Here is a 19812-nt window from a genome sequence, read left to right as displayed (position 1 = left end):
AAGGAGTAAGATTACTCCTTTCTGCGCTGGAAGAAGAATGCCAGACCAACTATTGCGGCTATTGGAACTGCAATAAGTGGGAATTCTGGAACTTCCAGAATAATAATGCCGCCATCCTCACAGTAGTGGGAAATAGTTAGCACTGGAGTTGTGGTGGGAGCAGGCCCTATGTAAGTCACATTAATGTCTGGAGTCGGCGTGAGTCCTTCGTAATAAGGAGTGAAGAATTTAATCACAGATCCAGTCTTCGAAAATGCATCAAACTCAACACCATTGACCATGAGCGTTACATTTTCTTCAGTTAGGCCATCTGAGTTTGCCAAATTCCATTGCATAATTCCTTCTGCTTCGATATCAAACCCTACTGCATCAGAAGTTGGGTAAGCAGTGCTATCACAGAGCACAGTACCACCATCTGGTGCACCATTTCCATCCCAAGGTATTACTCCATCAGCAGCCCCTATCGTCATCAATGGTAACAGTGCCACCACGATGAGCATTGTAATTAATACTCTTTTCATTATGTTTACCACCTTCTATTATAGATGTTTAAGTCATTTCAATAGACATCTAGTTTTATCTTTTTCTTTATAGATATACTTTCCGAACATCTTTTACAGGTCATTATTATTATCATTATGAAGTATTCACTCATTCAATTATATACATATCAAACTAACATCCCCATAAAGAAAATATTCCATACATATTTTAACCTATAGTCCTTACATAACAGGCATGGGAGACAATGTTTCAATTGTACAATGTGATGATTATTCTAAATGCAAAGAATATCTTACCGAGGCCACCTCACTCATCGGTGGCCTTGAACCCATAATCTCAGAAGGAGATTACGTACTCCTCAAACCCAATGTTCTCGCTGCCCGCAAACCGGAAGATGCCGTTACAACTCATCCATCTATTGTTGCCGCAATGTGTGAACTTGTAAAAGATGCAGGCGGAATCCCAATCATAGGTGATGGTTCAGGCATGACCCATCCAGGAGCAACTGCTGATGCATTCAAAGCATCCGGGATAGAAGAAGTAGCGAAGAACCATGATGTTAAACTCATTAATTTTCAGACAGCAGGCTATGTGGTAATTGATGTTCCGGAAGCGATGCATTTTCCTAAGTTACACATTTCCAGAGCTGTTATGGATGCAGATGTTATCATATCGCTTCCGAAAATGAAAACTCATGAACTAACCTACTACACAGGTGCTGTCAAGAACATGTTTGGAGCATTGCCCCTCAGAACCCGAAAGGAAATGCACCTGCTGGCTGACAGAAGAATATTTGGCGAAGCGGTCATCGATCTATATTCGGTTGCAAAGCCCCATCTTGCAGTCATGGATGCTGTGGTGGGCATGGAAGGCAATGGGCCTTCACATGGCACACCTGTAAAGACAGGTGCGATACTGGCATCATACGATTGTGTTTCACTTGACGTGGTTGCTTCGGAACTCATTGGTTTTGACCCAATGCGAATTCCGACTACAAGTGCTGCAATTGAAAGGGGGTTTGGCTCAAAAGACCCAGTGATAATTGGCACTTCACTGGATGAAGTGAAAATAAAGTATAAACCTTCATCTGGAGGTATCACATCCAGTTTTCCACCTGCCATCACTCGTATGTTTGGCAGATACTTTGAAATGAGACCGAAAATCGATACTTCCAGATGTGTTCTTTGTGGTGCATGTGCCATGAACTGTTCGGCTCATGCAATCGAAGAAGTCGATGACCATCTTGAGGTAAACAGGGAAAAATGCATATTGTGTTATTGTTGCCGTGAACTATGTCCTGTAAATGCCGTGGATATTGAAAAATCCCTGCTGGCAAAGATAATCACAAAAAGATAAAAAGGGTTAGGAGTCAAAATAAATACAGGATGCCAGCTCAGAGCTGACATACCTCACTCTTGCGGAGCCAGTCGATATCGGAGTGATATAACTGACGCAGGTCCTTAAGTCCTAGCTTAAGCATTGCAAGACGGCTTACTCCAAGTCCCCATGCAAGAACAGGGTATTTGATTCCCAGAGGATGAGTGACCTCTTTCCTGAAAACACCTGCACCTCCGAGTTCAACCCATCCAAGGCCATCTACATACACCTCAGGTTCAACACTTGGTTCAGTGTATGGGAAATAACCAGGTCTGAATCTTACATCCTCAAATCCCATTCTGTGATAGAACTCAGAAAGGCATCCCAGTAAGTTTGAGAATGACATGTCCTTGTCCATTACAACACCCTCAAGCTGTTCGAATTCCGGTGTGTGTGTCGGGTCGATGGTTTCCCTGCGATATGCCCTGTCTATTGAGAATGCTTTAATGGGTGGTTCCGGGTTGTCTGCAAGGTACTTGATGGTCAATGCTGTCGTATGAGTCCTCAAAACGTTCTTGCAGGCGATTTCCTCGCTCCATTTGCTTCCCCAACCAGTTGATTCAGTATCCCCACCATGTTCATGCATAGCACATACATTGTCCTTGTACTCCTCAGGAAGTTCTGAGGTACTGGAAAGATGGAATGTATCCTGCATTTCTCTTGCTGGGTGATCCTGTGGCTGGAAAAGTGAGTCGAAGTTCCAGAAAGAACTCTGTATTGCCTCACCTTTTATCTCAGTGAATCCCATGTCAAGGAAAATACGCCTCATCTGATCGATCAGGCGCTGGTATGGGTGTATCTTCGCTCCGTATATTGGCTTTGGAGCTGTATGAATGTTATATGGCCTGAACTTCTTGTTCATCCACTCGCCGCTTTTCAGGAGTTCGGACGTGATCTGTGCAAGTTCTTCCTCAACAACAATTCCTGCATCAGTTAATTTCTTTCCTTCAGCTGTGAGCTTGATGGTCCTTTGTTTGTTCTCGATCTTTGACACAAGCTTGCGCTTGATGAGATCGTTGATGACATTCTTGTCTGCCCCCAACTCACCAAAGGTCTTCTCTTCACCGGCAAATGCAGCCAAAGCATGCTCATCAGCACTTGTCTGAGCATTACCTGTCGGAACGATCATTCCATTTTCTATTCCTGCCCAGCCTTTGCGGCGCAGCCATCCGGTTGCAATACCAACAATAGCAGGATTGAACTTCTCTTTAAGATCATCCATGGATACAGGTTCGGATATAGTGTTGATTATCTGCCTTTCAGGAAGGCCTTCTTCAGCATATTTCTTTCCTTCCCCGGTAAGTTCGAATATCTCGGTAACACTTTCCTCTACCTGGGCAAGCCCTTTCTCTTCAAGCAGAAAAGCAGCCTGCATTGCAGTTTCCATTTTCATTTCTGCCTTTTCAGCCAGCTCATCGGGGCTTGCATCTTTTAGATATTCCAATGCGATCAATACATTTTTCTCATTGGATGTAAGGTTGTACTGGGAACTCATAATTACACCTGTTAAATTGATAATCCGTATTCATCAAGTCTGTCTTTTGCAACTTCACGCAGTTCCTGATGCTCTTTAAGGAACTTTTCTGTCCTTTCAGCCGCAAGTGCTTTGCAGTTTCCACAAACACGGCTTCCTTCGCGACATTCCGTGTATATCTGTGCAAGTTCTTCATCGTCATCTACAAGGTGGAAAAGGAACATTTCGTAGACTGAGCACTTATCAGGCTCACCGCCAAGTTTCTTCTGTTCCTCAAGGGTCATCCGGCCACCGGTCTTTGCTCTCTTGACCTTCTTTGCCGCACCTTTTGGATCTTCTGTGAGTGAAAGGTAACTATCAGGAACACTGCTTGACATCTTCCCTCCCTGCAATCCGGACATAAAACGATGATATGTTGAGGATGGAGGTACAAATGCATATCCTCCGAATTCAAGCTCTACTTCCCTGACAGTCTTCAAAAGAAGTTCGAAATCATCTGCATTAAAGATATCAACATGCCCCTCGAAAAGTTTTGTCTTTCCGGGAATACGCTCATTCAGCTCTTTAAGAGCTTCTTCAGGAGCGGCCTTGCTACGGATGCTGAAATATTTATTTCCATTCTTATCTTCACGGCCTTCGATCTTGAACATGTTCATTTTGTGCCCCAAGCCCCTTGTCAGACGAATGTGTGGGTCCTGATCTGCACCGACGGGGATGACAGTTGGTTTTGGTCCGCCGTATTCTTCAAGTTGAGGATGAAGTATGTCCGCGCTCTGGGTAACAGCACTTAGCATGTGTGCAACGTTCGTCTCGCCTGTGAACCCATAGATAGCACTCAGTTCCGAGAAATTTGCCTTTGAACCTAGCTCGAATGCAAGGTCTTTAACCTGTTCTGATTTCGACTGGAAATATATATGCCCATCAGGTTCAAAACCAAGAGCAATAAGACTGATAATATATTCGTTTATGCCGATGTCCTTACATTTATCCCAGGACATTCCCCTGACTGAATGTGCCTCGCGGTCCGCGATACCGACAAAAGCATCTCCGCCCTGTTGCTGGTGCCAGATAATTTCTTCCATCACCATTTTGTGACCAAGGTGTATCTTTCCGGAAGGCATGAATCCGCTCATTACAGAGAATGGTTTATTGTGCTTCATTGCGTCAGTTATCAGATCATAACTGCGATGTCCGAAAATGATCTTACGGTTCATGAACTTGTGAGGATTCTCTATCTCCCGGACCATTTCATCAAATGGCAGTATTCCAAATTCGTCGAATAACTTGGAATAATCATCAATGTTCAATGCGCTCCAGGGGTCGATCTTCATGTTCATATATGTCCTCTTAGTCTGTCCGATTCTCGGATATCTTTTTCGCTTAGTGTCAGGCACTTAAAATTGTTAGTAAAAATACCTTGTGATATGTAAAGGTTCTTATCAGAATAATAGCTCAGTCAATGAATCTGATAAATTCCAAAAACATTGATATGAAAGTAATCACTGCGATAACTAGATAAATTGGTTTCCTATTTGCAACTAAAAAACTGGCTATTGAAGAAGCAATCCAGATTTTCCAAAAATATTCAAAATCCCTAAATAGATATGACCAGTCAAGATATTTGCTAAGTCTTTCAAATTGTGGCTGGGAAATTGTTTCCAGTACGTCTAAATAAAAGAATATAAGTGGAAAAAATAAAAGGCCTGTCAATGCGGAAGAGGACTTATTTCCAGTATAGTATGCATAACATGCAACTACTAAAGGAGGGCAAAAGAGAAAGAAAGGGAAGAAATTGCGGTCAAATAATACCATTCCAAGTGCAATTATCAGTGGAATGCCCAAAATAAAAGCAATTGAATACTTTGGATTTTTGATAATTTCATCCAATTTCCCCAGATGATCTGTTTTTTTGTTTTCGGGCAGTTTTTCTTCCATTTGTATACTTGACTTATCAGGAAACATATATAAAATATATTGCATCAACAAAAAATATTTGTATTTTGTGAGTGTTTTACATTATGGGCGTGTGTCTGAATGGATGAAATATTACTATTGCCTGCTGCAATTTTCTTCTTAGTAATTGGATTATATAACCTATATAAGGCCCATAAGAAAAAGGAAAGCTATATTCCAGTATTTGTTTCCTTATTAATGATTATTTCTCTACTGGTAATGTATTTCTATCCCCCATTAGGTGTGCTATGTTTCTTCCTTTCTGTATTGCTTGCTGGCTATAAATGGCCTGCCATAAAACAATATCAGCAAAAAAGAATACTTGATAGCTTTAATAAAAATGACTATTCAAAAGAGCTAAAAATAAAAGAACTATTCATTGGTAATAAACTGTGGGGAAAACTGGCTCTGAAATATGGTGCTAAAAAGGCAGCATTGATATATTCACTATACATAGGAATAGCTCTATTTTTGGCATTATATTTTATACGTACAATGGATACCCCTATTAAACCCGGTATGTCGTTCATACTCAGTTTTTCTGCGACATATCTATTTGTATCCTACTACCATATGCACGGATATTTCAAGAAATTCCTTGCAATGAAAGAAATTAATTTAAAAAAATAGATTGATGAACTGAGTTATAAGTTCAGTTTATCAATATCATAAGGCTTCGATGCACCTTCAGGTATCTTGTCCACCAGTTCCAGACACTCTTTTTCCTGCATCAGGCATGTGCCACGCTGCCCCCTGAATTGTTTGTCCTTGCGTATCTTACTCCAGACATCCTTAATTGAACTGTCCTGTATGTTACCGTAACTGAACGGAATGTAAGGACATGGCTTTACCAACCCGTCAACACAGACATGCAGCCACCTCTGACCTGCCATACAGCCAAGCATTTCTCCCTCGAAATACGAGTTGGCAAAGATACGTGGCCCGCCTTTAGTGGAATTGATACGATGATACATCTCAAGCACTTTTTCTCTGTCAGCATCGCTGATGATCGGATCTTCCTTTTTCTTAGGAACAGATTCCCACAGGGAGAATTCATGAACTCCAATATCCCTTGCCAGTTCATACATTGCAGGAAGTTCATCTATATTCTTTGGCGAGACATGTGTTGCCATAGTTACAAGTAATCCTGCATCAAGACCCATCATCATAGCATTTGTGGCCATTTCAAACGCACCTTCAAGGCGGCGTACTGAATCATGTTTTGAAGGTTCCGTGGAATATATGCTGACCAGCATGTTATGAAGCCCTGCTTCCTTGAGGCGCCTTGCATTCTCAGGTGTCATCTCAGTACCGGGCGTATACATATTTACAATGGCACGTTCCTTGTCCACATAATCGATGAGTTCGTAGATATCCTCACGCAGCATTGGGTCCCCTTCGGTGAATACAATGACCATTGCACCCATGTCAAGCACATCATCTATAGCCCTTTTTATAGTTTCGATATCCAGGTCACCTTCCCCACCGCTGACCACGCAATGCTCACAATTACATTTGCAATTGCGTGTAATCTCAAAAGAAACGGTTTCGGGAATATACCTTCCAAGTGCTATCTGGGTCTCAGCCAGCAACAACCGATTAAAAGCTTTACTGGGGATTGGTGGCAGCCATGTGGAAGCTATTACCTTATCGTCATCAACAAAAGCAGGTTTTTCTACTTTCAGTCTTTCATTGATCTTTTTCAAAAACGGGCCACACGCTTTGCGCAAAGGCCCAGATGCCTTAAGCTGGACAAAATCAGCTTTTTTGTCCATTTTGATTGAAAGTCCGGGTATTGAAACCAATACAATATCTTTGTTATCTGAATTTTTTGAGTCGGCTTTCATTTAATCTTCTTCCCCTAAGATCGAACATCTTTGAAGGGAGAATACATCAGCTTCCTTGCCTATAACGGAATGATCGGAATAAACAATAATGCCTTTATCTGATATTACATACGGGCGAAGCACTTCATCATGCTTGACACCGCGCATTTTCAATATCTCAAGGGATCTGATTCTTTCTCCATCAATTCTGAAGACCTTAAGGCAGATAACTCCTTCGGCAAGGTATTCCTCAACACTGAAATTCTCAGGATCCTTATTTATCTCGCTCGTTATAAGGGTGGTACAATCAAAACTCTCAATGTTCTTGATGAACTCAAGGACGATATGTCTTACATGCACAGGATCAGGCGATATCTTCAGTGATGTCAGCGAATCGATAAAAAGACGTTTTGCGTCAATTTCCGTGACGCTTGCATATATCTGCTTCAGCACGGTTTCCAGTGTTGCATTTTCGTGATCTCCTTGCTGACCGGTTTCCATTGATCTCATTATGTAACGATCATATGCAATGGGATCGACCCTTATTATGCGGAGTTTATTTTCCTTTATGAGACGTTCCATATCCCATCCATGTCTCCACATATTTCTCATGATGCGTGCCGGAGTCTCTTCAAACGTGACGTAAACTCCCGGTTCATTGTAATTCATGATTCCTGCATACAGATATTGTGAACCAAAAGTAGACTTACCTGCACCAGGTCCCCCTGTCAGGAGAATCACGTCATTTTCAATGAACCCACCTTCTATAAGTTCATCAAATCCTGATATTCCGGTTGGTACTCGTGCCATATGTTCCCTCGGGTAATTACTTGCAAGTAATTCACCGTATTTATGACACTATTAATATATAGGTATTTCTTGCAGAAAAAAAGATGATTGATACCCGTTTAAGCAGGCATCATACTTTTTCGGCGAACGCAAGGGTTCCACTGATTCTCTTGATTCTTATCTTGAGAGTCTCACCCTTTGCAGCACCTGGTACGAAGATAGTGAACCTATCCATCTTAGCAATCCCGTCACCCTTGGAACCAACAGCATCGATACGAACATCGTATTCTTTGCCTTCTTCAATGGCGTCCTGTTTGACAGGTGCACTGGCACGTCTTTTCTTCACAGGTCTGTGTGCACCACAAGCGGCACATTTCAACACCATGATACGGTCCATTTTCATAAGCTGGGTATCAGGCCTTCCACATTCTGAACACATGACGAATTCTTCAACATATGCTTCGATGTTAGCTTTGATCTGGTCCTTTGAGAACCTACCCTGGAATATCGCCCTCATACCATCGATCTTACCTGCAGTACCCATTTCACGTGTAAGGTATTTCATCACGTGGTCAGGATCCCTGTTCAGGACATCTGCAATGTTGTTGAAATTATCAAGGATCGTGGTCTTACCTTCTACCATAATTTTAGGTTCAGGGATTACGAAACGAGCATCCGTAGTCTCCATGTCGGGTAAGTTTGCTATTGCACGATCCAGAAGCGCTTCGTAATCTTCCATCTTTGATCCCTCGTTATTTTCTAGTTATTTATTGAACAAGTTCCAGCCCTTGATCGACTACGATCCTGACTGGGGTTGGCAGTTTCTGGCCTGCTTTCCTAAGTGCATCCTTTGCCATTACAAAGTGCTCTTTGTTTACAGAGATAGTAAATATCTTCTGACCAGCTGAAACTCTTGCTGCTGTTCCAACATTCTTTCCATATGCCCCACGCATACCACTTGACACACGGTCTGCACCTGCTCCGGTAGCCTGCTTGTTCTCCCTGAGGACCTCGTGTGGGTAAACTCTCAGTTTGATGTGGAACCCTGCACGTCCTGCAGCATTTGTCATTGCACGGTTTGAAGTGATACGTGCAGCTTCAAGTGACTTGTGTGTGAGTTGGCATCTCTCTTTAGCTATGAGTGTGACCTTTACCGGAAAATCGGCACTCTTGTTACCCATGTCGTAGTGAATGACCTGACTACCCGGGACACCACCCATATACTTCCTTCTGGTGAATGAACGCTGTCTTACGTTCCTGTACATACTTGCTGGTTTTCTTACCATGAATTAAAATCTCCTTGAGTTGATTATTGCAATAAAGCGTGATACTATAAATAGTACCACTGGTTTTCGCATCTGGATTTGTACCTTAATTGATATGTATATATTTGTATTTGTTGATGTTGCCTATCAACAAAATAGATTAATCTCGATGGCTGTCCTCATACTACCTTGGGGTTTATAAGCCTTATCACCGATTCACACGTACTGCTTCAACTGAGGCATCAGCAATCCGTAACAACCGGAAAGCATCATATTTCCAAAAGGTGCTGCAAAATGAAGTTTCTCCCAGATAGCGATATCCCTGTCTTCGGGCTTCAGGTTCTGTAAAATGTTACGTCTTGGACCGGTGATCATTACAGACATGATCGCATCAGGCCCATGGCTTTCTTTTATATAGCAACCATGCCCACCATCATTGAAAATATCATCAAAACCAAGTTTACCACATGCAAATTCATTGATATATCCCTGTAGTTTTATTCCATCAAGAGCAGAAGTGTGATGTTCAAAAAGAGCTACAATCCTGTCATTATCCACTATTGCTGCAAGGGTGTGTCCATTCCCTATATTCACAACAATAGCAGGTTGAATGGCACGAGGATCAAGAAGTGCACCGAATATCGCCGCAGGTCCGGTATCCATAATAATAGTATCCATTTTCCCAGTTGTGCGTGACACCGATGCCATGCGGGTAAATTCCCCCGGAAGTGCGTTACCCTCATAAGCAAATTTGCTGAAATCACCGCCTTCATCAATTAATTTCTCAAATATTTGGAATCTGCAAATACGATTGCTGATATCGGGAGAGTTACCATGGTCCTGCACAGCAACAGCAATTTTATCCGGCATACCTACTCCAAAACTTCGAAGTGCAGCCTCAATTGCATCCAGGTCAATGTCCTTTAAAGTAATATATTCCAGACCAGATGGAATGTCTTTGCCATCTTCTACAATATTGATACCCATTGATCGTACCCGTTCAAGATCATCCTTTATTGTGAGAGCGGCATTTTCAGTAGCATATACTTTATATCCCATTTCAATGTGAGCTTTGATGGCCCTTACAGAAGGTCCGCCACCCATGACATCCCCTTTAAGAAGTATATCAAGTCCTTCTTTGGTTGCCCTTTTGATCCTGTCAGCAATAATTACAGTGGGTGATGGCATCACCATTACAAGGCTGTTCTCCACCTCCCTTTCCGCATCGTAAAGGAGTATATCCTGAGTACCGGTTCCAACATCGATTGCAAGTATTTTCATGCTTATATCGCGTGATTCTTATACCTATTAATGTATAAATACTTCGTATGAGCAGCCCAACAACAAGAGAACATAAGACAGATGTTGAGAAATCATACTCATTTTCCCTTATCACCATCTCAACTTCAAGGTACGAAAAATATGGCAACGTCCAATCCCCGGATGATGCAGAGGACCTTTCAGGAAAAATGATGGTTGATCTTGTTCTTTCCAAAGGTCATAACGTATCTAAATATGAGCTTATTTCCGATAATTCAGACATGATCATAGATTCTGTTAATCGCGCTCTTGACTCAAAAGCAGACATTATAATAACAAGTGGTGGCACTGGACTTTCTTCAAAAGACATTACCATTGAATCTCTAGTACCCCTATTTGAAAAAGAAATGCCAGGTTTTGGAGAACTTTTCAGATACAAAAGTATAGAACAGATAGGAAGCTCAGTAATCCTTACACGAGCAGCTGCAGGAATAGTAAAAAGCAAAGTGCTCTTTTGTCTTCCGGGCTCTCCGGCGGCAGTTGAGCTTGCATTAAGTGAAATAATCCTTCCTGAAACAGGACACGTTGTAAAGCATGCACATCAATAACCAAAAAAGATTTATATATTCTGCATTATTTTATTAGAATGTGCAAAAGGCACACTTATATATGTTAAAATTTATATATTATATAGCTCACATATTACCACAGCACCTTTAATAAAAAGCAGCAAGTGCATTAAAGGGCAAATCCTATATACAATCCCAATGAAGAGGGAAACATGTCCGGCTACTCTTTAGGTATCAAGGAACTGGATGAATTGCTTGGCAACATCCGGGAAGGAACCAATCTGATGATGATAGGTCCGCCTATGAGCCGAAAAGATGAGCTTTTGAACGCAATTGTTTTTAACAGCCAGAATTCAGAGAATTCAGCTATAATTGTTTCCACACGCGAGCCAGGAGAACGTATACTTGCCTGGTTTGAAGATAATGGGATGGACATCCAAAATACTGACATCGGAATTGTCGACTGCGTAACCAGAACGCTTGGCCTCGGTGCTGCAGATACCGAAAAGATAAAAAGAGCATCTAGTCCAGTAGACCTTACAGGAATTGGAGTCAAGATCAGCCAGTTCTTTGAAGAGATGCTAGTCAAAAAACAGAAGAAGAAAATACATTTGTGTATCAATTCGCTGTCTACCATTCTTATGTATTCGAACATACAGACTGTTTTCAGATTCCTTCATGTATTTACAGGGCGTGTAAAAGCAGCTAATGGTTTTGGACTTTATGTTGTAGAAGACCAAATGCACGATGTGCAGACCATAGCCACCCTGAAGCAACTTTTCGATGGCATGATCGAGATCAAAGCAGTAGGAGATGCCTACGCCATAAGAGTAGTGGGTATGACATCAAAGCCTACTCCATGGTTCGAGTACAGCATTGAAGGAACGAAAGTATCTCTCAGGAAAACATAGAAATTTTCCCCAATATGCCCGAATTCTCAAGATATTTCCGGTATATCACCCACTTTATCTCTTGAATGGACATTCTTTTTATACTATCTTATGATTGAATCATTTATATTGAACTACTTATCAGGTGTATCATAATGGAAAAAGATAAAATATATCAATTAAGGACCGAGGCTACAAAGATAAAGCCAATCATCAACATCGGAAAGAACGGAATAACAGAATCTGTCCTGGAAGAAATTAAAAAACAGCTGAAAGCAAACCGTCTGCTTAAGATAAAGATGCTGAAGACCAGCGCTGAAGGCGAAGACATAAAACAATCTGCAGAAAAACTTGCAGAGGCAACCAAAGCAACCCTTATAGATGTAAGGGGAAGCACAGTAGTGATCTACAAGTAATCAGCAAGCTTAAATATTTTCTTTAAAGCCTTCTCCCGAAACTACCTCTGCCTCCTGGACGATCATAAGTTCCGTAGGTAGTATTTCCTTTAGTTTCGGAATAAGGTCTCTTATTTTTTCTTCCCTGTCCACTGCCTGCACGATAACCGGAAGATCCGTTCCAAGCCTGAGCACACTTGCAGTATGTATTTTGTGATGGATGCCATATCCTTCGATACAATGATGAACCGTAGCACCAGCTATCCCCTGTTCCTTCAGGAATTCTATAACAGCATGGTGTGCAGTTTTCCCTTTGTACTTATCATTCTCACTAAGATATATCCTCAAAAGCAATGTCCTCATGACTGTTTTCCCCTGATACCCGCATTATAAGTTGTAATTCAATAATAATGTCTTTGTTTCCTGAACATAAATAGCAAAGCCATTATCACGTATTTAGCACCCCTTCTATTTAGTAACATTTATAGCTTAAATGTGATTACCATATTACATATGGAAAAAAGCAAAGCCATTGTAATTATAGCCTTGGCTGTTGTAGCATGCGCAGGTATTGTGGGTGCATACATGCTACTTGGGCCTGAAGTTGGCAGCCAGACCATAAATGAGTCACAAGCCATAGAAATTGTTCAGAACAACTCTGATGTGGCAGCATACTATTCATCCCATTTCAAGGTGGAAGAGTGGAGGGTCACGAGTACATCACTTGTTGAGAGTGCCCCGAATAGTACTGCTTCTGATGATGAAGAGATATGGAAGATTGAGATCATGGAACGTAGCTGCGCATGCTCAGGCATAAAGGACCTCTATGTAATAGAAGGCTATGTATCATCCAGCACCGGCGAGCTTCTGGAAGTCAGCACTAAATCCGTCTTGGAAAGCCAATATGAGAAAAAGACCTGTGCATCAACATCCTGCCACTAAACTGCCCTTGAGCAGAACAGCTGGCATTTTGATATTGTTGCTGGTGCTTACAACAGGAATAGCTCAGGCTGGAAATGTATCGGTAGAATACTTCTATGAGAGCGGATGCCTTAAGTGCGCACAGGCCTCGCCTGTGATTGAAAAAATAGTTACCCAAAATCCTGATATAAACTACTCAGAATATGAAATCGCGGCTTCTTTCAGTCTGGCAAAGCAATATGGAGTAAACACAGTTCCGGCAGTCGTCATTAACAAGAGCACAGTCATAAATTATGAGGATTATAAAGGAGATACTGAATTACTTGAAACAATGCTTTCCGAATCCATTGAAACAGCACCCCCTATTCCGGATAAAACCGAATCAGACATAGGCATTTCAAACTCCCCTGAAAGCTGGAACACAGATACACAAACACCCTACGTTATATTTATCGCAGGACTGCTTGCAGGATTCAATCCATGCCTCATTGCAGTAATGGCTTTCCTGGCATCTGTCATAGTTTCATCAGGCGGTTCACGCAAAGACATGCTTGTTCTTGTTACAGGTTTTTGCTCCGGCATATTTGTCACTTACATGATCGTTGGGTTTGGCATACTGAACACCATCAGTTACTTCCCCGGAATCAGGGAAACGATAACAACCCTGATGGTCCTACTGGTAGCTTTTCTTGGCCTGTGGCACCTTTATGATGCATATTATATCAAAAAACACTCAAAATCATCTTTCAAAACACCCCGTTCCTTTATAGACCTCATGGGAAAGGCAGAAGGCAGGAACATCCTGGCAATATCATTTATCGGCGGCAGCATTTTTTCACTGGTCAAAGCACCCTGCGTGGGCGCAGTCTACCTGATGATCCTTGAGATGCTTATATCAGGAAACAATATTCTAGAAGGAACGCTGTATATGGCACTTTATAATCTAGGCGTTATCCTTCCAATATTGATCCTTGGAGCTCTCCTGGCTTTTGGCCTTGATCCGGAAAAAGTCAATGAGTACAGGGAAAAAAGACGTGTCGAGATACGCCTTGTAACAGGCATTATCCTTATACTGCTGGCATTGATGCTGAACTTTAATATAATCTGAACAAATGAGTGAGGTTGCAGATAACCGAATAAGCCTATTGAATAATTATTTGATATGTAAGAGACGTTGCAACTAAGCATACTGTTAAGTTAAGAACTATATTCAACAGGAAATACTTACTTTCCCCTTCCCCCAGCAACCTGAAACTTTCGTATGCAAAAGTGGAGAAGGTTGTAAAAGAACCCAGCATTCCAATGCTGACAAAGAATCGCAGAGACCCTTCTACAGATGAAAAGGTCATTGCTGCCAGCACAAAACTGCCTATTGCATTCACAGTGAGAGTTCCGGACGGGATTTCATTTATCCGAGGAATTGCACCGGATACAAGATACCTGAGTATTGCACCGATGAATCCACCTGTACCAACAAGGAGAATTTCAGAGACCACTGCTCCCTTCCCTCCTTTTTACAATGTACACTACAAATCCCCTTCCCGCGAATACTCCCGCCAGTGTAAGGAGAACATTTGCAATGACATTGAATGCAGCTTCGATCAAGGGCATCTGGAATGTCTGAACCGTAAATGTGGAAAATGTAGTCAGTGAACCTAAAAATCCAATGCCGAAGAACATTCGGGTTCTTGGAGACACATAACCCAAATACTCGGAATTATACATCAGAAAACCAAGCAGTATGCTTCCAAGAACATTGACAAATAAAGTGCCTGACGCAGGCCCTAATTGACCTGCTATCAGAAATCGTGAAATTGCCCCAAAGAATCCTCCTGCACCTATTGTCAGGAGTTCAAGAGCCCGTTCTATGGAAGAATTATCATTCAATCAACACAACTTCCACTTCGCTTCCTTCTTCGCATCCCTCAACATTCTCTGGGATTATAACAAATCCGTCGGACTTTGCAATGGAACTCAATATCCCGGCACCTGCAGTCATGAGTGGGTGAGCGATATTCCCTTCAAGTATTACCCTTGCATAACTGAGATAGCCTTCCCTTGACATTATCTTCCCACTCATACGGGCTTTTACTTTTGTCTCAGGTACATCAGGAATATTGCCGGCTTTTCGAAGTGCAGGTTTTCCAAATGCAAAAAGTGCCACAAGACCTGCTGCCGGATACCCGGGCATACAAAGTATCGGCACATCATCTGCAACCCCAAGAGCCGTAGGTTTTCCGGGACTAAGCCCTACACCATGAACAAGTTTCTTCCCCAGCTTTTCAACAACTTCCGGCACATAATCCTTATCCCCGACAGAGGTTCCGCCGGATACCACTATCATGTCAGTGTCGAGGTTGGCGCAGATAGCATCTTCTATGAGTTGTTTATTCTCAGGTACAATATCACAGTATCGTGCAATTCCACCCCATTTCTCTACATATTTAGCTATCATGAGGCTGTTGATGTCCAGTGTTTTCCCTGGTGCAGGAATACCTTCCCCGGGAAGCGGCAGGAGATCATTGCCTGTGGGAATAATAGCAACAACAGGTTTTGCATATACCTTTACATCATTTATCCCAAGAGAGGCAAGCACAGCAATATCACATGGCCTGAGAAGATGGCTCTTGTTGAATATGATCTCATTTTTCCTTACGTCCTCGCCAATTTCACCAACATTCTTGCCAGGGTGAACCTGTGCCCGGATCTCTACCATATCTCCGATGGATATTGTATCCTCCATCATTAGCACAGCATCTGCTTCATCAGGAACATAATCGCCCGTATTTACCGGAGCACATGTGCCTTCCATTACATCATCGGATATTTGAAGCATCACAGGATTCGTGGGTGAAGCACCCAGCAGGTCAACAGACCGGACTGCAAAACCATCCATAGCCGATCGGCGGTAATGTGGTACGTTACGGGGCGCGAGTATACTTGATGAAAGCACCCTGCTAATAGACGATGTTGCCGGAAGAAGCTCGGTTTTCTCCATGCCTTTTATCTGTGCAAGGAACATTTCCTTTGCTTTTCCCACATCTGTGCGTTCTCTGAATATCATTCCGATCCCTCCAGGATAACTCAGCCGCCTGATACGGGCGGGAATACTCCCAGTTCATCATCGTTATTGAGAATTGTAGCCAGTCCTTCCATATGTTTGATATTATTCCCGTTCAGGAACACATTGATGTAACCGCAAAGTTTCACGTCTTCTCCGGCTTCAAATATGAGTTCGTTCAAAGGAGGATATTGTTCCGTCAGAGAAAGCAGAACGTCCTTTACAGTATCCCCTGCCAATGTTAATGAGGATGCCTGCGCAATCTCCCTCAGGTTTGCAAAAAGTTTAACCTTAACGTTTGCCATGGGGACATTATTCACTACGGATATGTTATAAAACTAATCCATGTGAAATACATAGAATATTAAAAATAAACAGTTGATAAACAATTAAAAAAAAGTTCTGGTGGGATAGCGCGGATTTGAACCGCAGTCCAAGCGTCCCAAACGCTCGAGGATGGACCAAGCTACCCTACTATCCCAATCAGCTTAGAAGGGTAGCCCTTACATGGCATATATTGTATAAATAGGTTTCGTGAGAATAAGGATACCATGGACAAAAATGCAGAACAAATCATGAAAATAAGGTCTTTTTTACTCATTGATCCCCTGACCTGTCAAAAGCCCAGCTTCCAATTCCCATTGTAAATAGTGCAAACGCCGTTATCACAGCCATTGATAGCTCGATCGGCACATCAGAAGCGTCAAGCAACATCCACCTGAGGGCTTCCACCCCGTAGGTCAAAGGATTGAGATGAACCGGTATGCTCAGCCATCCGGGAAGATTATCCATTGGATAAAATGCTGTGCTGGTCATGATAGTGGGAAATGTGATGAAAGTCATCATCATCTGAAAACCTTCATGAGATTCTATTCTTGATGCAAGTGTTATGCCAAGTCCTATGAACCCGAGTCCCATTATAAACATTATCGGGATGCAAAGGAGTTCCCTCCAGATAGACACGTATTCTATTCCGATAAACCCACTGATGACCATCAGGGATATTCCCTGCACCATTGCAGTTGTCACGCCACCTGCAGCTTTTCCAAGGGCTGTGTAGAAACGACTGACAGGTGCTACAAGTATTTCTTTTAGAAAACCGAACTCCCGATCCCATATGATAGAGATACCGCCCATGAGGGATGCAAAGAGTATTGACATGCCGATTATACCGGGAGCCATATAATCGATATACCTGCCGCTTCGCAGGGTCATCGAGCTCCCCAGGGCAGAACCCATGATAACAAGGAAAAAAAGAGGAGTAGCCAGGGAACCTATTATCCTTGAGCGTGAGCGCTTGTAACGCAACATCTCCCGAAGCCACAGAGTGAATACAGTGTTCAGGCAGAGTTTCATCCCGGAAAGGCCCATATCATCCCCAGCGTTCGTATACTTCGTTGTCAATGCCTATCAGGTCAAGTGCGCGCCCTGCCATTGAATTTACCAGATCATCAATGGTCTGCGGCCTTGAATAAAATCCAGGAGATGCGGGAAGAATTATTCCACCAGCCCTTTCAAGCCTGAGCATATTCTCAAGGTGTATCTGGTTCAGTGGTGTTTCACGTGGCATCAGAATGAGTTTTCGCCTCTCTTTCAGGCAGACATCTGCAACCCTGCCAAGCAGGTTATCAGACATGCCACCGGCGATCTCACCAAGCGTCTTCATACTGCACGGTGCAACGATCATTCCATCGAACCTGTGAGAACCACTCGCAATTGGAGCTGTAAAATCACTTTCATCATATACTGCGTCTGCAAGTCCTTCGACATAACTGATCTCATAGTCAGTTTCTATACCTATTATCTGCCTCGCAGCCTTTGTTATGACCAGGTGGGTCATAATGTCGGTCCCTGAAAGTATTTCCAGTAGCCTGATACCGTATGCAGAGCCTGAAGCCCCGCTGATGCCTATAACTATTTCCATTAAAAACCCTCCTGAATAATGACCGATAATTCATCGATCATTTCCTCTGAAACAGATACAATTTCTTCTATTTCTTTTTTTGTAATATTATCCAGATGAATGCCTACCATAAAAACCGCTGCAGACTTGCTGGCCTCACTGAAGACCTTTGCCCCAAGTAACGCGATATCCGTTTCCCTGTGCCCAGGACTTGTGATCACCGAAGAGGAGGCCCTGCCCGAGGATTTATCATAGAATCCCACACCTACCGCCCCCACATGCGCTTCCCCGCCTGTAAGAGTAATGACATAGTCATTTCCTGCCTTTTTCCAATCCAGAATGAGACTTATTCTGCCCGCTATCTTCCTTATCTCCTGCATACTACCCCTATTACCCTTCTATTTCACTCAGACGGAATTGTTTTGTTGTTCTTTTTACATCAAAGAAGGTCCTTGCAGCTTTGGATACTTCTTCCCTGTACTCCTTCGGAGTGTAAACTCCCATCTTCCAGTTATCACGGTGAGCCTGCTCAAGTGTTGCAACCACATGTGAAACTTCATCCAGGCGTAACATTCTGCCATTTACCTTCACCAGTGCCTTCATTTCAGCTATTTCCGGATCCTTTGGAATATCTATGAGAACGCTTTCCGGTTCAATGCCAACATCTTCCGCAATCTCGGCTTCCACCCGTTCTATGTTTTTCCGATGTTTCAAAACGCCTTCACCAACTTCATCAAAGCCTACATACAATGCCCTCTTGTAGAGTTTTCTGTTATCCAGCCTCTCTGCCAGTTCCCCTGCATAACCATCATCATTACGTATCATTTCAAAAAGTCTGGAATCATCCATTTTTCGCAGGTCAAAAGCATTTAATGACTTCTTCTGGATTAGATCATCCACTGCCCTTGTGAACATGGTTTCAGCTATCCTTGAAACGTGATGGTAATATACTGAAGGATGCATCAGGAACCTTGATACAAGAAGTGATTCCGCGGCCTTGACACCGCCTGCGGTGACAACGAGTTTGTTTTCATAGAACTTCATCTCATTGATGAGTCTGACATGGTCCACAAGACCGAAGGCAACACCCGTATAATGCGAATCCCGCACCAGATAGTCCATCCTGTCCACATCTATCTCACTGTTGAGTATCTTACCGAGATCGGTCTTTCCCTGAATGTGGTCCTCGATGGTTGCAGGATTCAAACCATGTTCTTTTAAGATCTCCCCGAGTTCACCTTTTTTCAGTATATCCCTGACGTCCTCATGCCGTTGCCTCGTATAGTATTTGGTAATATTTTCAGTAACGTGCGAAAAAGGACCATGTCCCACATCGTGAAGAAGAGCCGCAACCCTAAGCTCCTCTTTTTCCTCATCTGTCACAGAATCGATCTTTTCTGTCAGCATGCTGGCAAGATGCATCACGCCAAGGGAATGTTCAAAACGAGTATGGTTTGCTCCGGGATACACGAGATTTGACAGCCCAAGCTGGCTTATTCGTCTCAGCCGTTGTATCTGCGGTGAATCTATAAGTGATAACGTGAGAGTGTCAAGCTCAATATAACCATGAATCGGATCACGGATGACTTTCATATATTTTAAATATGCGTCATCTTATAATGACG

25 protein-coding genes and 1 tRNA gene are annotated in these 19812 nt (G+C 42.7%); 7 read left to right on the top strand and 19 right to left on the bottom strand.

Annotated features, from left to right (window positions below; all coding sequences use genetic code 11):
- Positions 1-11 precede the first annotated feature (11 nt).
- Positions 12-521: a PEF-CTERM sorting domain-containing protein gene (locus RE476_RS12545; protein WP_309307976.1), complete on the bottom strand. Its 510-nt coding sequence runs from the start codon at positions 519-521 to the stop codon at positions 12-14.
- A 217-nt stretch (positions 522-738) separates the two neighbouring features.
- On the opposite strand from RE476_RS12545, the gene RE476_RS12540 reads away from it, so the two are divergent.
- On the top strand, positions 739-1860 hold the full coding sequence (locus RE476_RS12540; RefSeq protein ID WP_309307975.1) for a DUF362 domain-containing protein: 1122 nt from the start codon (positions 739-741) through the stop codon (positions 1858-1860).
- Between the two features lie 37 nt (positions 1861-1897).
- Here RE476_RS12540 and pheS read toward each other — a convergent pair whose 3' ends face one another.
- The 3 genes from pheS to RE476_RS12525 all read right to left on the bottom strand — a co-directional run bounded on the left by pheS (position 1898) and on the right by RE476_RS12525 (position 5290).
- Entirely contained in the window at positions 1898-3376 is a 1479-nt protein-coding gene (gene pheS, locus RE476_RS12535; protein WP_309307974.1) for a phenylalanine--tRNA ligase subunit alpha, read from the bottom strand.
- An 11-nt stretch (positions 3377-3387) separates the two neighbouring features.
- Positions 3388-4692: a tryptophan--tRNA ligase gene (locus tag RE476_RS12530; RefSeq protein ID WP_309307973.1), complete on the bottom strand. Its 1305-nt coding sequence runs from the start codon at positions 4690-4692 to the stop codon at positions 3388-3390.
- Between the two features lie 115 nt (positions 4693-4807).
- Positions 4808-5290 carry a hypothetical protein gene (locus tag RE476_RS12525; RefSeq protein ID WP_309307972.1) on the bottom strand — a complete coding sequence of 161 codons (483 nt, stop codon included), beginning with the start codon at positions 5288-5290 and terminating at the stop codon, positions 4808-4810.
- A gap of 99 nt (positions 5291-5389) precedes the next feature.
- Here RE476_RS12525 and RE476_RS12520 point away from each other — a divergent pair, with 99 nt between their 5' ends.
- Entirely contained in the window at positions 5390-5938 is a 549-nt protein-coding gene (locus RE476_RS12520; protein WP_309307971.1) for a hypothetical protein, read from the top strand.
- Between the two features lie 14 nt (positions 5939-5952).
- Here the strand turns inward: RE476_RS12520 and RE476_RS12515 are convergent, their stop codons facing one another.
- The 5 genes from RE476_RS12515 to RE476_RS12495 form a co-directional block, all read right to left on the bottom strand.
- The gene (locus tag RE476_RS12515) at positions 5953-7155 is read right to left on the bottom strand and encodes a radical SAM protein (protein WP_309307970.1); all 1203 of its coding nucleotides are present in this window, start codon (positions 7153-7155) and stop codon (positions 5953-5955) included.
- On the bottom strand, positions 7156-7944 hold the full coding sequence (locus RE476_RS12510; RefSeq protein ID WP_309307969.1) for an RAD55 family ATPase: 789 nt from the start codon (positions 7942-7944) through the stop codon (positions 7156-7158).
- Between the two features lie 109 nt (positions 7945-8053).
- Positions 8054-8662 carry a translation initiation factor IF-2 subunit beta gene (locus RE476_RS12505; RefSeq protein WP_309307968.1) on the bottom strand — a complete coding sequence of 203 codons (609 nt, stop codon included), beginning with the start codon at positions 8660-8662 and terminating at the stop codon, positions 8054-8056.
- A 28-nt stretch (positions 8663-8690) separates the two neighbouring features.
- Entirely contained in the window at positions 8691-9209 is a 519-nt protein-coding gene (locus RE476_RS12500) for a 50S ribosomal protein L16 (protein WP_309307967.1), read from the bottom strand.
- Between the two features lie 195 nt (positions 9210-9404).
- Positions 9405-10469 carry a DUF1786 domain-containing protein gene (locus RE476_RS12495; protein ID WP_309307966.1) on the bottom strand — a complete coding sequence of 355 codons (1065 nt, stop codon included), beginning with the start codon at positions 10467-10469 and terminating at the stop codon, positions 9405-9407.
- A gap of 47 nt (positions 10470-10516) precedes the next feature.
- Between RE476_RS12495 and RE476_RS12490 the strand changes: the two genes are divergently transcribed.
- The 3 genes from RE476_RS12490 to RE476_RS12480 all read left to right on the top strand — a co-directional run bounded on the left by RE476_RS12490 (position 10517) and on the right by RE476_RS12480 (position 12323).
- On the top strand, positions 10517-11056 hold the full coding sequence (locus RE476_RS12490; RefSeq protein ID WP_309307965.1) for a MogA/MoaB family molybdenum cofactor biosynthesis protein: 540 nt from the start codon (positions 10517-10519) through the stop codon (positions 11054-11056).
- A gap of 173 nt (positions 11057-11229) precedes the next feature.
- Complete coding sequence (locus RE476_RS12485; RefSeq protein WP_309307963.1) at positions 11230-11928, top strand: RAD55 family ATPase; 699 nt, start codon at positions 11230-11232, stop codon at positions 11926-11928.
- Positions 11929-12062: 134 nt separating this feature from the next.
- Complete coding sequence (locus RE476_RS12480; RefSeq protein WP_309307962.1) at positions 12063-12323, top strand: YhbY family RNA-binding protein; 261 nt, start codon at positions 12063-12065, stop codon at positions 12321-12323.
- A 9-nt stretch (positions 12324-12332) separates the two neighbouring features.
- On the opposite strand, the gene RE476_RS12475 is transcribed toward RE476_RS12480, so the two are convergent.
- On the bottom strand, positions 12333-12665 hold the full coding sequence (locus RE476_RS12475; RefSeq protein ID WP_309307961.1) for a DUF190 domain-containing protein: 333 nt from the start codon (positions 12663-12665) through the stop codon (positions 12333-12335).
- A gap of 150 nt (positions 12666-12815) precedes the next feature.
- Between RE476_RS12475 and RE476_RS12470 the strand changes: the two genes are divergently transcribed.
- Together RE476_RS12470 and RE476_RS12465 are read left to right on the top strand one after the other, a co-directional pair.
- Complete coding sequence (locus tag RE476_RS12470; RefSeq protein ID WP_309307960.1) at positions 12816-13244, top strand: flagellar basal body-associated FliL family protein; 429 nt, start codon at positions 12816-12818, stop codon at positions 13242-13244.
- Positions 13207-14331, top strand: coding sequence for a cytochrome c biogenesis protein CcdA (locus RE476_RS12465; protein ID WP_309307959.1), 1125 nt, complete (start codon positions 13207-13209; stop codon positions 14329-14331). The genes RE476_RS12470 and RE476_RS12465 overlap by 38 nt, the downstream gene beginning before the upstream one ends.
- A 34-nt stretch (positions 14332-14365) precedes the next feature.
- Here RE476_RS12465 and crcB (RE476_RS12460) read toward each other — a convergent pair whose 3' ends face one another.
- The 9 genes from crcB (RE476_RS12460) to RE476_RS12420 form a co-directional block, all read right to left on the bottom strand.
- A complete protein-coding gene (crcB, locus tag RE476_RS12460) occupies positions 14366-14719 on the bottom strand; it encodes a fluoride efflux transporter CrcB (RefSeq protein WP_309307958.1) in 354 nt (117 codons plus the stop codon).
- Positions 14709-15110 (bottom strand): fluoride efflux transporter CrcB, encoded by a 402-nt coding sequence (gene crcB, locus RE476_RS12455; protein WP_309307957.1) that lies wholly within the window; start codon positions 15108-15110, stop codon positions 14709-14711. Before crcB (RE476_RS12455) ends, crcB (RE476_RS12460) begins: the two co-directional genes overlap by 11 nt.
- A complete protein-coding gene (locus tag RE476_RS12450) occupies positions 15103-16287 on the bottom strand; it encodes a molybdopterin molybdotransferase MoeA (RefSeq protein ID WP_309307956.1) in 1185 nt (394 codons plus the stop codon). Before RE476_RS12450 ends, crcB (RE476_RS12455) begins: the two co-directional genes overlap by 8 nt.
- Before the next feature lie 20 nt (positions 16288-16307).
- On the bottom strand, positions 16308-16589 hold the full coding sequence (locus tag RE476_RS12445) for a ubiquitin-like small modifier protein 1 (protein WP_309307955.1): 282 nt from the start codon (positions 16587-16589) through the stop codon (positions 16308-16310).
- Positions 16590-16687: 98 nt separating this feature from the next.
- Positions 16688-16765, bottom strand: a tRNA-Pro gene (locus tag RE476_RS12440).
- A gap of 116 nt (positions 16766-16881) precedes the next feature.
- Entirely contained in the window at positions 16882-17688 is an 807-nt protein-coding gene (locus RE476_RS12435) for an ABC transporter permease (RefSeq protein ID WP_309307954.1), read from the bottom strand.
- Positions 17657-18208: a UbiX family flavin prenyltransferase gene (locus RE476_RS12430; protein ID WP_309307953.1), complete on the bottom strand. Its 552-nt coding sequence runs from the start codon at positions 18206-18208 to the stop codon at positions 17657-17659. The genes RE476_RS12435 and RE476_RS12430 overlap by 32 nt, the downstream gene beginning before the upstream one ends.
- Positions 18208-18567, bottom strand: a complete 360-nt coding sequence (lpdD, locus tag RE476_RS12425; RefSeq protein WP_309307952.1) for a prenylated flavin chaperone LpdD — start codon at positions 18565-18567, stop codon at positions 18208-18210. Before lpdD ends, RE476_RS12430 begins: the two co-directional genes overlap by 1 nt.
- A gap of 10 nt (positions 18568-18577) precedes the next feature.
- Positions 18578-19780, bottom strand: a complete 1203-nt coding sequence (locus tag RE476_RS12420; protein WP_309307951.1) for an HD domain-containing protein — start codon at positions 19778-19780, stop codon at positions 18578-18580.
- Positions 19781-19812 lie beyond the last annotated feature (32 nt).

The organism is Methanolobus mangrovi (genome assembly GCF_031312535.1).
Classification (GTDB): Archaea; Halobacteriota; Methanosarcinia; order Methanosarcinales; family Methanosarcinaceae; genus Methanolobus; species Methanolobus mangrovi.
Note: the sequence above shows the minus strand (reverse complement) of the source record. Positions and strands in the feature narration are given on the sequence as shown.